The organism is Methylobacterium sp. P3_A11, assembly GCF_056403155.1.
Genome location: NZ_JBFUGA010000063.1, coordinates 19,316 through 34,569 on the forward strand (window position 1 = coordinate 19,316; position 15,254 = coordinate 34,569).

The following is a 15,254-nucleotide window of genomic DNA, read 5'->3' on the forward strand; positions in this document are numbered from 1 at the left end:
TGTGGTCGCACCGGTTCCGTCGCGGCTCCGGACCGGCGCCCTCGACGAGGACGGTCGGGAGGACCGAACGAAATCCACAGTCAGGCGGCGAGGTCCGTAATGGCGAAAAGCCGGGCCTCGTTGCCCTACGGATCCGGAAGATCGGCCCGAAACGCCCGCCGCCGCAACAGGTGGGTTTGCGGCACGGCCCGGCTTGTGCGAGAGGGCGGCGGCTGCGATCCTTGCGCCGTCAACCGGGGCGGTCACCGTGATGCGACTGGACGAGGCGTTTTCGGCCCCCCGCGTCCTGATCTACAGCCACGATACCTTCGGGCTCGGACATCTGCGCCGCTCGCGGGCGATCGCCAACGCGATCGTGGCGTGCAACCCCGGGGCACGGGCGATGATCGTCTCCGGCTCGCCGGTCGTCGACCGCTTCGCCTTCGCGCCGGGCGTGCGGACGGTGCGGCTGCCGCCGGTCACCAAATTCGCCGACGGGGGATACGCCAGCCTCGACGGCGCGACTCCTCTGGCGCGCACCGTCGAGAAGCGCTCCAGGATCATCGAAGAGGCCTGCGGGGCGTTCCGACCCGACCTGATCATCGTCGACAAGGAGCCGGCCGGGTTCCACGGCGAGCTGTTGCCGGTCCTCGAGCAAGCGGCGGATCGCGGTATTCGCCTGATCCTGGGCCTGCGCGACGTCCTCGACGACGCCGATCGCCTCGTGCCGGAATGGGAGCGCAAGGGCGCCGCCGAGACGATGGCGCGCTTCTACGACGAGATCTGGGTCTACGGCCTGCGCCACATCCACCAGCCCCTGGCAGCCCTGCCGATGGAGCCGGAGATGGCCGCCCGCATCGACGAGCGTTTGATCTACACAGGCTATCTGCGCCGGGACCTTCCGGAGCGCCGCGCCGACCGCGAGGAGCCGGCGGTCGCCTGCGGCCCGTTCATTCTCGTCACACCAGGGGGGGGCGGCGACGGAGCGGCCGTGATCGATTGGGTGATCGCCGCCTACGAGACCGATCCCGGGATCCCCCTGCCTGCGCTCATCGCCTTCGGGCCCTTTCTGGACATCGGAACCCGCGACGGATTCGCGGCCCGCATTCGCGAGCTCGGCGGCCGGATCGCCGCCATCACCTTCGACAGCGAGATCGAGTTCCTCATGCGCAAAGCCGCCGGCGTCGTCGCCATGGGCGGCTACAACACCTTCTGCGAGATCCTGTCCTTCGACCGTCGCGCGATCCTCGTGCCCCGGACCGAGCCGCGGCGGGAGCAGGCGATCCGCGCCCTCGCCGCCGAGCGGCTTGGCCTCGCCCGGGTGCTGATGGAGTCTGACGGCCGGGCGCCCGAGCGCATGGCCGCGGCGCTGCGCGCCCTGCCGGAGCAGGAGGTGCCGTCGCGGGTCCTGGTTCCGGGCTTGCTCGACGGACTCGACGCCGTCGCCCGCCGCGTCCGGGCGCTGATGGCTCGGGACGGCGCCGACGAAGCCGCGCGTCCGCGCCTAACGGCTTTCTCGTGAGCGGTCGGTCGTGAGCGCCAACCGGGTCGCCGTGGTGCTGAAGGGCTATCCGCGGCTCTCCGAGACTTTCATCGCGCAGGAGCTGCTGGCCCTGGAGCGGTGCGGCGTTCCGCTGGAAATCTGGTCGCTGCGCCGCCCGACCGACCGGGCGCGCCACCCGATACACGGGCAGATCCGGGCCGAGGCCGCCTATCTGCCGGAATACCTTCACGTGGCGCCCCTTCGGGTCCTACGCGGCCTCTTCGCGGCCCTGCGCCGGCCGCGCCTGCCTGCGCTCCTCGCTCTGTTCGCCCGGGATCTGCGGCGCGATCCCACCCTCTCGCGGCTGCGACGCCTCGGGCAGGCCCTGGTCCTGGCCCGGGAACTGCCCCGCGACATCACCCACATCCATGTGCATTTCCTGCATACGCCGGCGAGCGTCGCCCGCTACGCGGCGCTCCTGACCGGTCGTCGCTGGAGCTTCTCGGCCCATGCCAAGGACATCTGGACTACGCCCGATTGGGAGCTGACCGAGAAGTTGCGGGACGCGACGTGGGGGGTGACATGTACCCGCGACGGGCTGGCCCGCCTGCATGCCCTCGCGCCGGGCCGCGCCCTCCTCGCCTATCACGGCCTCGACCTCGCCCGGTTTCCCGCTCCCCCGCCCCGGCGCGAACCCCGCGACGGCTCGGATCCGGCCCGCCCCCTCCGGCTCCTCTGCGTCGGCCGGCTCGTGGCCAAGAAGGGCCATGACGACCTGATCGCCGCCCTGGCCGCCCTGCCCGCGGACCTGCACTGGCGGCTCGAGCTGATCGGCGGCGGCGAGCTGCGCGCCGCCCTGGAGGCGCAGATCGCCGCCCGCGGCCTGACGGAGCGGATCGCCTTCCGCGGTGCCCTCGCACAGCCGGCGGTGATCGACGCCATGCGGGCGGCCGACCTCTTCGTCCTGCCCACGAAGCCCGCCTTGGGCGGCGACCGCGACGGCCTGCCGAACGTGCTGATGGAAGCGGCGAGCCAGACGCTCCCGATCCTCGCCACCGCCTTCGCGGGCACGCCGGAATTCATCACCGATTGCGTGCACGGCATCCTCGTCCCCGCGGGTGAGCCGGCGGCGCTGGCCACGGCCCTGACCGGGCTGGCCGGCGACCCGGCCCGTCGGCAGCGGCTCGCTGAAGCTGCCCGGGCTCGGCTCGTACAGGATTTCTCCGCGGAGGCCGCGGTCGCGCTGATCGCAGGCCGGCTGCGCGCGTCCGCGGGCTTGGCGCCGGTCGCGACCGCACACGAAACGGAGCTGTCGACGTGCGGGTCCTGATCGCCGTCACGCATCTCCTCGGCGCCGGGCATCTGACCCGCGCCGCGGCCCTTGCCCGGGCCTTCGCGGCCGCGCAGCACGAGACGCTGCTGGTCTCCGGCGGCGTGCCGGCCCCGATGGTGCGCCATGACGGGCTGCGCGTCGTGCAGCTTCCGCCGCTTCGCGTCGCCGGCACGGACTTCGCGACCTTGCTGGAGGCGGACGGTCGACCAGCGGATCCGGCGCTGCTGGCGCGCCGCCGCGCCATCCTGGTCGAGGCTTTCGCGACCTTCGCGCCCGACGTGGTGGTGACGGAGCTGTTCCCGTTCGGCCGGCGAGCCCTGGCTGCCGAGTTCCTGGCGCTGGTGGAGGCCGCCCACGCCGCGCGACCGCGACCGATCGTCCTCGCCTCCGTGCGCGACATCCTCGTCGCCTCGACCAAGCCCGAGCGCATCGCCCAGGCGCATGACCGAGTCGCGAAGCTCTACGACGCGGTGCTGGTGCACGGTGACCCGGCCCTCGTGCCCCTGGATGCGTCCTGGCCCCTCGACGCCGCCGCAGCCGCCAAGATCCGCTATACCGGCTACGTGGATGAAGGGACCGAATTCGTCTCGCGCTCCCCGCGGTCCGGCGTGCTGGTCGCCGCCGGATCCGGCCCGGCGGGGCTGACGCTGCTCCGCGAAGCCGCGTCGGCCGCCCGCCAGCGACCGGACCTCGGCTGGCGGATCCTCGCCGGCCACGGCGTCCCGGAAGCCGCACTGGCCGCGATCGGCCACGGTCTGGCGGAGGGCGTCCTCGGCCGTGCCCGACCGGAGTATCGAACCCTCCTTGCCGGCGCCGCGCTGTCGGTCAGCCAGTGCGGCTACAACACCGCGACCGACCTGCTCGCCACCGGAACGCCTGCGGTGCTGGTGCCCTTCGAGGCCGGCGGCGAGACCGAACAGCGTCTGCGGGCGGAGCACCTCGCCGCCCGGGGCCTCGCCCGGGTGCTGCCGGAATCCGCGCTCACCGCGGACACGCTCCTGAAGGCCGTGACCGCGCAGGCGGCGGCGTCGTTGCCGGGTCCCCACGGCGTCGATCTCGACGGGGCACGGCGCACGGTGGCGATCGTCGCGGAGCTGCACGCCGGGAAGCGGGCGCGGCTGAGCCCGGCGCCGGGACCGGGCTTCGACGACCTCACCCGAGCCCTGGACGCGGTCGCGGCGCGCGGCCTGCGCGTCCCGCTGTTCTGGCGCGACGACGATGTCGTTGCGGCCAGCCCGGATCTCGATCGCCTGATCGCCCTGACTGGGACGCACGGGATACCGCTGCTCCTCGCCGCGATCCCGGCCGGCATCGAGCCCTCGCTGTCCCGGCGGCTTGAAACGGCGAAGGGTGTCAGCGTCGCCGTCCACGGGCTGGCCCACCGGAATTACGCCCCGCCGGGCCAGAAGCCGGCGGAGTTCGGCGCGCACCGGCCCCTCGAGACGCGCCTCGCCGAAGCCGCCGCGGGCCTGCGGATCGCCGGGGAGCGCCTGCCGGAAGCCTCCCTGCTCCCGGTCTTCGTGCCGCCCTGGAACCGTCTCGCGCCCGATCTCGCGGAGGCCCTCCCCGGTCTCGGCTATCGCGGCCTCTCGGCCGTGCCCGGCCCGGCAACACCGGGATTGCGCCGGCTCGACGCGACGCTCGATCCGATCGACTGGCGTGGCACACGCTCCCTGCGCGATCCGGAGACCATGCTGGGTGCCCTCGCAGCCGACCTTCTCCGGACACCCTGGCGGCCCCTCGGGCTGCTCACCCATCACCGCATCCACGACGAGGCACTATGGGCATTCGTGGCGGCGCTCCTGGCGCATCTCTGCAACCATCCGGCAATACAGGTTCTGGATCTTCGCGAGCACTTCGCCGCCGCCGCGATGGACACGGCGCCGGCCAGATCTAGATCTCAGGCTTCACAGATCGCGAGGACGGGTTGATCCCGCTATTGTCCATCCGCGACCTCGCGGTCGCGTTCCGCACGGAATCCGGCCCGTTCGAGGCGCTGCACGGCCTGTCCCTCGATATCCTGCGCGGACGGACCCTGGCGCTCGTGGGCGAATCCGGCTCCGGCAAGTCGGTGACCGCGCAGGCGATCCTGCGCATCCTGCCCCCCGCCGCGCGCATCACCCGCGGCCAGATCCTGTTCCGGGACGGCGGGGAGGAAACCGACATCGTCCGGCTGCCGGCGGAAAGCGAGGCGATGCGGGAGATCCGCGGCCAGCGCATCGCCATGATCTTCCAGGAGCCGATGACCTGCCTGTCGCCCCTCCACACGGTGGGCGACCAAGTCGGCGAGGCCCTGCGCATCCACACCGGCGCCGACCGTAAGGAGGCGGACGCCCGCACCGAGGAGGCGCTCGCCCGGGTGGGATTCCCCGACCCGCACCGGGCGCTGCGGACCTACCCGTTCGAGCTGTCCGGGGGCCTGCGCCAGCGTGCGATGATCGCCATGGCGCTCATCCTCAAGCCCGCCCTGCTGGTCGCCGACGAGCCGACCACCGCGCTCGACGTCACGACGCAGGCCCAGATCCTCGCCCTCCTCGCCCGCCTCCAGGACGAGACCGGGATGGCGATCCTGCTGATCACCCACGATCTCGGCGTGGTGGCCAACATCGCCCACGACGTGGCGGTCCTGTATCGCGGCCGGCTCGTCGAGGCGGGGCCGCGCGAGACGGTCATGCGCGCGCCGGGCCACGCCTATCTCCGGGCGCTCCTCCATGCGGTTCCACGCTTCGACATGGCGCCCGGCGAGAGACTGACGCCGATCCGCCCGGCACGGGCCGAGATCCCCCCCGGTCAGGCCCCTGCGCCGCTGACCGGACCGCTGCTGCAGGTCGAAGGGGTCAGCAAGTCCTTCACCCTGCGGTCCGGGCGGATGTGGCAGAAGCCGCGGGTCGTTCACGCCGTCTCGGACGTCTCCCTGAGCCTCGCGGCGGGTGAGACGCTCGGTCTCGTCGGCGAATCCGGATCGGGCAAGACCACGGTCTCGAAGATGATCATGCGGGCGCTCCGACCCGATTCCGGGCGGATCCTGTTCGACGACGGGAGCGGCCCACGGGACGTCCACGCGCTGAGCGGCGATGCCCTGTTCGCCTTCCGGCGCACGGTCCAGTTCGTGTTCCAGGACCCCTACGCGTCCCTCGATCCCCGCATGACCGTCCGGCAGATCCTATCGGAACCGATGGAGATTCACGGCGTCCCCGCGGCCGACCGGCGTCAGCGCTGCCGCGACCTGATGGCCATGGTCGGCCTGGAGCCCAGCGGCCTCGGGCGCTACCCGCACGCCTTCTCGGGCGGCCAGCGGCAGCGCATCGGCATCGCCCGGGCGCTCGCCCCGAAGCCGCGGCTGCTGGTGCTCGACGAGCCGGTCTCGGCCCTCGACGTGTCGGTGCAGGCGCAGATCCTGAACCTGCTCAAGGACCTGCAGGCGGCCCTGGGACTCTCCTACCTCATCGTCTCCCACAATCTGGCAGTGATCGACTACATGGCGGATACGATCAGCGTGATGTGCCGCGGCCGGATCGTCGAGGAGGCACCCCGCGCCGCGCTGTTCCGCCGCCCGGTTCATCCCTACACGCGAGCGCTGCTCGCCGCCGTGCCCGACCCCAGCCTCGACCACCCGCTCGACTTCGCGGCCGTGGCCGGGGATCAGAACGATCCGGCGCGCTGGGAGGCGCCCTTCAGGCTGTCATCGGACGAGGCCGGCGCGATGCGCGCCGTGGAGGCCGGGCACCGCGTGCGGTTCGGTGGGGCGCAGACGGCGGAGGCCGCGTGATGCAGGCGCGTCCGCCCGTGATGCTGGAGCGCCTGCGCCGCAAGGTGCTGTCGCCGCTGTTCGACCGCCTCGGCTACGACCTCGTCCCGGCCGCTCCCGATTGGAGCCACCGGCCGACGTCGCCGCGGGAGGTGGCGACGCTCCTCGACTCTGCGGCTGCCATCCTGGAAAGGGATCTTGCGGCCGCCGGGCTCGTGCCGGACGGGGACGTCCGCGACCAGGTCCGGGCGTTCTGGACCCTCATCCCGACCGCCCCCGTCCGGCAGCGCCGGGGCGGAAGCGGCTTCAATGGTGCCCTCCAGCTCTACGTCGCGATGCGGGCGCTGAAGCCGGACTTCGTGATCGAATCCGGTGTGTTTCGCGGGCTCACCACCTGGGTGATCCGGCAGGCCCGACCGCAAGCCACGATCTTCTGCCACGACCCGGACCTGTCGGGCCTCCAATACCGCGACGCCCGCGCCCGCTACAGCACCGCCGACTGGTCGACGGCCGACTGGTCGATGCTCGATCCCGCCCGGACGGTGGCGTTCTTCGACGACCACATCGCCCAGGGGCGTCGGGTCGTGGAGGCGCAGGCCCGAGGCCTGACCCGGCTGCTCTTCGACGACGACGCGGCCGGGCACCGGATTCACGCCCATGGCGGGCCCGCACATCCGACCATCGCGATGATCACCGGCCCCGAGCAGAGTCCGGAGCCGATCCGCTGGACCCGGAACGGCCGCCACTTCGAGCAGCCCGCCGACGACGCTCTGGTGCGGCAGGCGGCCGGTCTGATCGTCCGGTCCCATGCCTTCGACGACCTGCATCGGGCGACCGGCTATTCGCCGGCACGGCTCACCTCGGTAACACTGCGGAGCGAATCGTGAGCGGGTCGGACGCCCGCGACGTCGTCCCGCCTGCCTCGTTGGCGGGCGGTAGCGAGAGGGCCGACGGTCCCGCCACGCTCCATCCTGCCGAGCCCGCACCGCCGGTTCTCGCCCGCGAGAGCGACACGACATGTCCGCAGCCCGACCTGTACGCGCACGCGACGTCGCGATTCGACAGCGCCGCGGGAGTCTCTCGCCGCGCCCTGGTGGCCGGTCTGGGAGCGGCCCTGGTCTGGTCGCGATCGCCACGGGAGGCCCGCGCCGACACGCCGCCCGCCGAGGTGCCGGCGCCACCGGCGTCCCCCTTCGTGGCGGATCTCGCCGCCCATGGCCGTCGCCTCGGCACGGCGGGCGGCACGATCCGGACCCTGATCGCCAAGGCGCGGGACGTGCGCTACCTCTCGGTCTACGGCTACACCCGGCTGGTCGGCTACGATTCCGACCTGAACCTCCGGCCCGACCTGCTGGAGCGGATCGACGTCGAGGGCGGTCGCTTCACCTTCACGCTGCGCCAGGGCCATCGGTGGTCCGATGGGCATCCGTTCACCACGGAGGACTTCCGCTACTACTGGGAGGACGTCGCCAATGAGAAGGCGCTGAGCCCTGACGGGCCGGCGGCCTTCTTCCGGGTGGAGGGCAAGCTGCCCCAGGTCGAGTTCCTGAACCCCGTCACCGTCCGCTACAGCTGGGACCGGCCGAACCCGATGTTCCTGCCGGCGCTCGCCGCGCCGCGGGACCCGCTGATCTACCGGCCGTCGCACTACCTGAAGCCGTATCACGCCCGCTATGTCGGCAAGGACGCCGCCGACGCGAAGGCCAAGGCCCTCAAGCTGCGCAGCTGGGCGGCACTGCACAACCGTCTGGACGACAATTACGAACTCAACAATCCGGACTGCCCGACGCTGCAGGGTTGGGTGCCGCGGACTCGCTCGCCCGCGACGCGGTTCCGGTTCGAGCGAAACCGCAGCTACCACCGCGTCGACGCAGCGGGCACGCAGCTCCCCTATGTCGATGCCATCGTGATGGACGTCGCCTCGCAGGGCCTGCTCGTGGCCAAGACCAATGCCGGCGAGGCCGACCTGATGTTCCGCGGGCTCGCGATGCCCGACATCCCGAGTCTCAAGGAGGGTGAGGCGAGCCATCGCTACCGCACCAACCTGTGGCCGGTGGCRCGGGGGTCGGAATTCGCCCTCTACCCCAATCTGACCACGCTCGATCCCGTCTGGCGGCAGCTCAACCGCGACGTGCGCTACCGACACGCCCTGTCCCTCGCCATCGATCGCCGGACGCTGAACAACACGCTCCTGTTCGGGCTGGGCACCGAGGGCAATGACACGATCGTCGCCGAGAGCGCGCTTTACGAGCCGGAGATGCGCACCCTCAACGCGGGCTACGACCCCGGGCAGGCCGCGAAGCTCCTCGACGCGGTGGGCCTGACCGGCCGCGACGGGTCGGGAACCCGGCTCATGCCCGGGGGGCGGCCCCTGGAGATCGTGGTGGAGAGCGACGGCGAGGCCGAGATGGTGCTCGACGCGCTCCTCCTCATCACCGAGTTCTGGCGGGAGGTCGGCATCCGGCTGATCACCAAGCCGCAGGAGCGCACCAACCTGCATCGCCGCTGCCTAGCCGGCATGACCGTCATGGTCGCTGCCCAGGGGCTCGACCTCGCGGTCCCGACCGCGATCATGCCGCCGACCGAACTGAGCCCGGCGCAAGCCGAGCATTATTCCTGGCCGCTCTGGAGCCTGAACGTCGACAGCCGCGGCAAGAGCGGCGAGCCCTGCGACATCCCTGAGGTGCAGCAGCTCCTCGACCTCGACCGGCAATGGCGCGACACCGACGATGCCGGCCGGCAGGCCGCGATCTGGCGCGAGATGCTCATGAACCACGCCCGCAACACCTGGGTGATCGGCACGGTGGCAGGCGCCTTGCAGCCCGTCGTCGGCGCGGAGCGCCTGATCAACCTGCCGAAGCGCGCCCTCTATGCCTGGGAACCCACCGCGATGATCGGCGTGCAGCGCCTCGACGAGATGTTCTGGGACACGAGCGGCGACGGCAAGGGCGCCGACACGCGCGCGCAAGCCCGGTGATCGGCCAGATCCTCCGCCGCGTGGTGACCATGGCGCTGACGCTGCTGGTCATCTCGGCCCTCGTCTTCGTCATCATCAAGCTGCCCCCGGGCGACTATCTGACGAACCGGATCATGGAGCTGCGCGCCACCGGCGACGCCAGTTCGGTCGCCAAGGCCGAATTGCTGATCCAGCAGTACGGGCTCGACCGGCCGGTCTGGCAGCAATACCTGATGTGGATCGGCGTCATGCCTGGGTCGGTGGGTTTCTCGGGCCTGCTCCAGGGCGATTGGGGCTGGTCGTTCGAGTACGACAAGCCGGTGGCCGACGTCGTGGGCGACGCCCTGTGGTTGACGCTGCTGATCAACCTGACGGCCGTGGTGTTCGTCCACCTCGTGGCCATCCCGGCGGCGATCTACTCGGCGACGCACCGGAACACGCTCGGCGACGCCGTCGTGACTCTGCTGGGCTATGTCGGCCTCGCGGTGCCGGGCTTCCTGCTCGCGCTGATCCTGCTGTTCTACGCCAATCGCTGGTTCGGGCTGTCGATCGGCGGCCTCTACGATTCCGCCCTGACCAACAAGCCCTGGACCTGGGAGAAGGTCCGTTCCCTGCTGGCGCACCTGATCGTGCCGACCCTGGTGATCGGGCTCGGCGGCACGGCCGCCATGATCCGCCGCATGCGTGCCAACCTGCTGGACGAGTTGGCCAAGCCCTACACGGTCACCGCCCGCGCCAAGGGCCTCCCGCCCCTGCAGGCGCTGCTGAAATATCCGTTCCGGATGTCGCTAAACCCGTTCGTGGCGGATATCGGCAACCTGCTGCCGCATCTCGTCTCGGGCTCGGTGCTGGTCTCGCTCGTCCTGAGTCTGCCCACCGTCGGGCCGCTGCTCCTCGACGCCCTGCGCAGCCAGGATCAGTTCATGGCCGGCTTCATCCTGATGTTCGTCGCCGCCCTGACGCTCGTCGGCATGCTGATCTCCGATCTGATCCTGGTCTGGCTCGACCCGCGCATCCGCATGGGCCTGCGATGAGCGGCCCAGCCATGGACGATGCGCTTCCGGCCGCCAGTCATTTCGTCGATCCGGCGCCGTTCGAGCCGGACGCCCGAGTCGAAAGCCCGGTCGCCTCGGCGTCCGCGTGGCGGCTGATCCTGCGCAAGTTCCTGCGCCACCGCCTCGCCGTCGCCTCGGCCCTGATCCTGATCGCGCTCTACGCCACGGTGCCGTTCGTCGAACTGCTGGCCCCCTATGGTCAGGCGCGGCGCAACGGCGATTTCCTCTACGCGCCGCCCCAGGGCGTCCACCTGTTCCATGACGGCCGGTTCGTCGGACCGTTCGTCTATCCGTACCGGGCGCATCTCGACCTCGACACGTTCCGTCGGGACTACAAGGTCGACACGGCCGCCCAGCAGCCCCTGCGGTTCCTGTGCCGCGGCGACGGCTACGCCTGGCTGGGGCTCCTCCGGACCGACCTGCACCTCGTCTGCCCGCCGGAGAACGGCACGCTGTTCTTGCTCGGTACCGACAAGCTCGGGCGCGATGTGTTCTCCCGCATGGTCTACGGGGCGCGGATCTCGCTGACCATCGGCCTCGTCGGCGTGGCGATCTCCTTCACCCTCGGGCTCTTCTTCGGCGGGATCGCGGGCTATTTCGGCGGCCTCGTCGATGCCGGGGTTCAGCGCCTGATCGAGGTGGTGCGCTCCCTGCCGGAACTGCCGCTCTGGCTCGCCCTGTCGGCGGCCCTCCCTCCCAACTGGAGCCCGCTGCTGATCTTCTTCGGCATCACGGTGATCCTCGGCCTGCTCGACTGGCCCGGCCTCGCCCGGGCGGTCCGCGGCAAGCTGCTGGCGCTGCGGGAGGAGGATTTCGTCCAGGCCGCCGAACTGATGGGTGCCTCGCCGGCTCGGGTCATCGGCCGGCACCTGATCCCGAACTTCATGAGCCACCTGATCGCCTCGGCGACCCTGTCGATCCCGACCATGATCCTCGGCGAAACCGCCCTCTCCTTCCTCGGCCTGGGCCTGCGGCCGCCGGTGACGAGCTGGGGCGTGCTGCTCAATGAGGCCCAGAACCTCGCGGCGGTGCAGCTCTACCCATGGCTGCTCCTGCCGGTCCTGCCGGTGCTGGTGACGGTGCTGGCCTTCAACTTCATGGGCGACGGGCTGCGCGACGCGGCCGATCCGTATCACTGACCGGGCGGCGGACGGCGCCGCCTACCCCGCGAGCGGCAACGGTGCGATTCGTGTCGGCGCCGCTGCGCCCTTCCGTTCCAGCAGGCCCGGGGGCGGCACCGGCGCGTCGATGGTGCAGACGACGCCGGTCGGCTCGTAATTCAGGATCACCTCGCCGGCGAGTTCCCGCGCAAGGCTGCGCTCGATCAGACGCGAGCCGAATCCCGTCCGGGTCGGCTTCTTGACCGGCGGCCCGCCGCGCTCGGTCCAGCGGAGGGCGAGCCTCGTCTCCGCTTCGCGTCGCACCGTCCAGGAGATCTCGACCACGCCGCCTTCGGCGGAAAGCGCGCCGTACTTGACCGCGTTGGTGCCGAGTTCGTGCAGGGCCATGGCGATCGAGAGGGCAAGCCGCGGCGGCAGCCGTAGGGCGGGGCCGACCACACGGAAGCGCGAGGCGCGGCCGTCGCCCGATTCCAGCGGCCGGATCGCGTCGGCCACGACGGCGGAGAGTTCCGCGCCCTCCCAGCTTTCGCGGGTCAGCACGTCGTGGACGCGGGCGAGGGCCAGGAGGCGCGCCTCGAAGGCGGCGCGCGCGGCGTCGGCCTCCGCGCCCTCCAGGCCGCGCAGCGACTGGGCGGCGATCGACTGAACGGTGGCCAGGGTGTTCTTCACCCGGTGGTTGAGTTCGTGGATCAGGAGCAGCAGATGCTCCTCGGCGTTCTTGGTGTCGGTAATGTCGATGTTGCAGCCGGTATAGCCGAGGAAGTTCTGGTCATCGTCGAGGCGCGGCACGCCCTCGCACTGGAGCCAGCGCACCGTCCCGTCCCTGTCGATCACCCGGGCCTCGGTCCGGAATGGGATGCGCGCGTCGAACGCCTCCGAGAAAGCGTCGCGAAAGCTGTCGAGATCGTCGGGATGGACGATCCGGTGCCAGCCGTCGTCGGCGAACTGGGCGGCGGGCAGCCCGAACAGGTGCTCGAAATGGAGGTTCGCGAAGCTGACCGCCCCTGTCTCGTCGGTCATCCAGATCAGGGCCGGCGCCGAGTCGGCCATGTGGCGGAAGCGCGCCTCGCTCTCGCTAAGGGCGGTCAGACCGCGCCGCGTATCCGCGAGGGCACGGTCGCGTTCCTCCTCCCGGGTACGCAGCCGCAGCGAGGCGTCTKACAGGACCGCGCCGAGCCGCTGAATTTCGTGCACCGGAGAGGACACGCGCGGGATCGCCTCGCCCCGGGCCAGGGCCGGCCCGGAGGCGGCCAGCAACCGGAGCGGGCGGGAGACCCGCGACCAGAGATTGACCGCCAGGAGCGACGAGGTGGCGAGTACCAAGAGGCCGAACCCGGCGAAGGCCCAGATCCAGCGTCGGACCCGCGCGTCGACCAGGGCCTGGGGAATGCTCGTGGCCACCATCCAGCCCGTGAGCCGCGAGCGCGCCTCGATCACCACCACAGGCTTGTGCTGCCGATCCTGCCCTTCCCACACGCCGGGCGTCCCCGACTGAACCTGCCGGAGGCTGGCGAGGCGCGTTTTGCCGACCACCGACTCGGGGTCGGGCAAACGGGCCAGGACGATACCGGCCCGGTCGCTGATTCCCGTGGTCCAGCCCGGGACGACTTCGCGGGACAGGATGCCCTGGAGGCGGGACAGGGGCACGGTGAAGCTCAGGATGTAGCCGACCTCGCCGTCGACCATGACCGGGACGCCGACCGCGTAGGTCGCCTCGCCCGGCATCGGACCCGGCACGAAGCCGCTCACCATCGCGCGCTGCGCCCCCCGCGCGAGGTCCTGGTCGAAGGGGAGCGTGACGATCGGCATCGGCGCACCGCGGGGGACGCCGGTGTTCACGACTTCCTGACCGTTAGGCCGGCGGAGCAGCACGTCCAGATCGATCGATTCCCGCACGAGGCGCGCCTGGGCGTCGAAGGCGGCGAAATCGCCCTGCCGGATCCGCGGCGAGGTCGCCAGGGTCTGCAGCACCGAGACCAAGCCGGCGGTGTCGCGGTCGAGGGAGAGGCCGATGCCGCGCACGTTCTCGCGGGCATCCTGTTCGAAGCGTGCCCGCTCCGCGGAGGCGTAGCGCATCAGCAGGATGCTGGTGAACAGCAGTCCGGGTCCGATCAGCGCGATCACGAGCGCGACCAGATAGACCTGCGTCGAGAAGCCGTTGCGCCCGAAGCGATGAAGCCGCCGCGACAGCCAGGACCGGCGCGCGGGAATCACCGCCGGGACGCCTGCGCCCTCGGCTTGATGGTCCGGACTCAAGCGGTGCCCGTCCCCGGCCCACGGTGCCCCGCGGGCTCCCTGCCGTTCCCTCGCTTCATGGCCGGTCGATATGGCCGAGATCGCGCGCCGGGTCGAGGTGGTCGCGTACGCGCTGCTTGAGGGCCTTCACGTCCGGGAAGCCACCGTCGCGCACCCGTTCCCACAGCAGCGCCCCGCCCATCTCGATCCGGAAGATGCCCCCCGCCGCCGGGACCAGGGCCACCTCGCCCAGATCGTCGCGGAAGGTCGAAAGAAGCTCCTGCGCCATCCAGGCCGCGCGCAGCAGCCAGTTGCACTGGGTGCAATAGGTGATCGCGACACGCGGGCGCCCTGACCCCGCTGCGCCCCCTGCCGTCACGTCGCTGCCTGGCTTCGCGCCCGCTGGCCCCTCGTGCATGCCCGCACAGCGCACCGGGGCGCCGGCCTTGTCAACCGTGCGGCACCGGGATCGCCGCGAAAGGCGAATCGCGATGCTGACCGCATCTGCCGAGCCGGAACCTCACGAACCGCGCTTGACGTCCCGTGTCGGGGCGCCCTAGAAGGCCGGCCACCGGGTCGCAACGCTTCCGAGCGCGGGCGACCGCTTGGCGCCCTGCCCGGGCGGCAGGCCGGTTCGGACGGTTAGCACAGCGGTAGTGCGTTCCCTTCACACGGGAAAGGTCGCAGGTTCGATCCCTGCACCGTCCACCATCATCTCCCTCCCCCCAAGGTCTGACCGCGCTTTCCTCCGCGTCGGTTTGCCACCCGAAACGCCCGTGCTAAGGGCGCTCGATCGGTGAACGCATAAGCTTGGACCCGGCCCGATCCGGGTCGCAGGTCACGGGCACGGGAAGGGCGGGAACAGCCATGAAGGATATCCTCGACAAGCTCGCGGAGCGCCGGGCGCAGGCGCGGCTGGGCGGCGGCGAGAAGCGCGTCGAGGCGCAGCACAAGCGCGGCAAGCTCACGGCGCGCGAGCGGATCGAACTCCTCCTTGACCACGGGTCGTTCGAGGAATTCGACATGTTCGTGCAGCACCGGTCCACCGATTTCGGGATGGAGAAGCAGAAGATCCCCGGCGACGGCGTCGTCACCGGCTGGGGCACGATCAACGGCCGCACGGTCTTCCTCTTCTCGAAGGACTTCACGGTGTTCGGCGGCTCCCTGTCGGAGGCGCATGCGCAGAAGATCGTGAAGGTCCAGGACATGGCGCTGAAGATGCGCGCGCCGATCATCGGCATCTTCGATGCCGGCGGCGCGCGCATCCAGGAGGGCGTCGCCGCCCTCGGCGGTTACGGCGAAGTCTTCCGCCGGAACGTGATGGCGTCGGGCGTCATCCCGCAG

Annotated in this window: 11 protein-coding genes and 1 tRNA gene; 10 read left to right on the forward strand and 2 right to left on the reverse strand. The window is 71.1% G+C overall.

The window, feature by feature from the left end:
- The first annotated feature begins 250 nt into the window (after positions 1-250).
- From AC1DXK_RS19405 to AC1DXK_RS19440, 8 genes are all read left to right on the forward strand, one after another.
- Positions 251-1,501, forward strand: coding sequence for a glycosyltransferase family protein (locus tag AC1DXK_RS19405; protein ID WP_457104055.1), 1,251 nt, complete (start codon positions 251-253; stop codon positions 1,499-1,501).
- Between the two features lie 10 nt (positions 1,502-1,511).
- Complete coding sequence (locus tag AC1DXK_RS19410; RefSeq protein WP_457103744.1) at positions 1,512-2,792, forward strand: glycosyltransferase; 1,281 nt, start codon at positions 1,512-1,514, stop codon at positions 2,790-2,792.
- Entirely contained in the window at positions 2,780-4,726 is a 1,947-nt protein-coding gene (locus tag AC1DXK_RS19415; RefSeq protein ID WP_457103743.1) for a glycosyltransferase, read from the forward strand. Before AC1DXK_RS19410 ends, AC1DXK_RS19415 begins: the two co-directional genes overlap by 13 nt.
- Positions 4,723-6,564 carry an ABC transporter ATP-binding protein gene (locus tag AC1DXK_RS19420; RefSeq protein ID WP_457103742.1) on the forward strand — a complete coding sequence of 614 codons (1,842 nt, stop codon included), beginning with the start codon at positions 4,723-4,725 and terminating at the stop codon, positions 6,562-6,564. Before AC1DXK_RS19415 ends, AC1DXK_RS19420 begins: the two co-directional genes overlap by 4 nt.
- The gene (locus AC1DXK_RS19425; protein WP_457103741.1) at positions 6,564-7,430 is read left to right on the forward strand and encodes a hypothetical protein; all 867 of its coding nucleotides are present in this window, start codon (positions 6,564-6,566) and stop codon (positions 7,428-7,430) included. Before AC1DXK_RS19420 ends, AC1DXK_RS19425 begins: the two co-directional genes overlap by 1 nt.
- A gap of 146 nt (positions 7,431-7,576) precedes the next feature.
- Positions 7,577-9,520 (forward strand): ABC transporter substrate-binding protein, encoded by a 1,944-nt coding sequence (locus AC1DXK_RS19430; protein ID WP_457104054.1) that lies wholly within the window; start codon positions 7,577-7,579, stop codon positions 9,518-9,520.
- Positions 9,517-10,533, forward strand: a complete 1,017-nt coding sequence (locus AC1DXK_RS19435; RefSeq protein ID WP_457103740.1) for an ABC transporter permease — start codon at positions 9,517-9,519, stop codon at positions 10,531-10,533. The genes AC1DXK_RS19430 and AC1DXK_RS19435 overlap by 4 nt, the downstream gene beginning before the upstream one ends.
- An 11-nt stretch (positions 10,534-10,544) precedes the next feature.
- A complete protein-coding gene (locus AC1DXK_RS19440) occupies positions 10,545-11,693 on the forward strand; it encodes an ABC transporter permease (RefSeq protein WP_457103739.1) in 1,149 nt (382 codons plus the stop codon).
- A gap of 21 nt (positions 11,694-11,714) precedes the next feature.
- Here the strand turns inward: AC1DXK_RS19440 and AC1DXK_RS19445 are convergent, their stop codons facing one another.
- Entirely contained in the window at positions 11,715-13,931 is a 2,217-nt protein-coding gene (locus tag AC1DXK_RS19445; protein WP_477298717.1) for a sensor histidine kinase, read from the reverse strand.
- 55 nt (positions 13,932-13,986) lie between these two features.
- Positions 13,987-14,328, reverse strand: a complete 342-nt coding sequence (locus AC1DXK_RS19450) for an Rdx family protein (protein ID WP_457103737.1) — start codon at positions 14,326-14,328, stop codon at positions 13,987-13,989.
- Between the two features lie 218 nt (positions 14,329-14,546).
- Here AC1DXK_RS19450 and AC1DXK_RS19455 point away from each other — a divergent pair.
- Positions 14,547-14,621, forward strand: a tRNA-Val gene (locus AC1DXK_RS19455).
- A gap of 156 nt (positions 14,622-14,777) precedes the next feature.
- On the forward strand, positions 14,778-15,254 hold a 477-nt coding region (locus AC1DXK_RS19460), incomplete at its 3' end, for a carboxyl transferase domain-containing protein (RefSeq protein WP_477298719.1).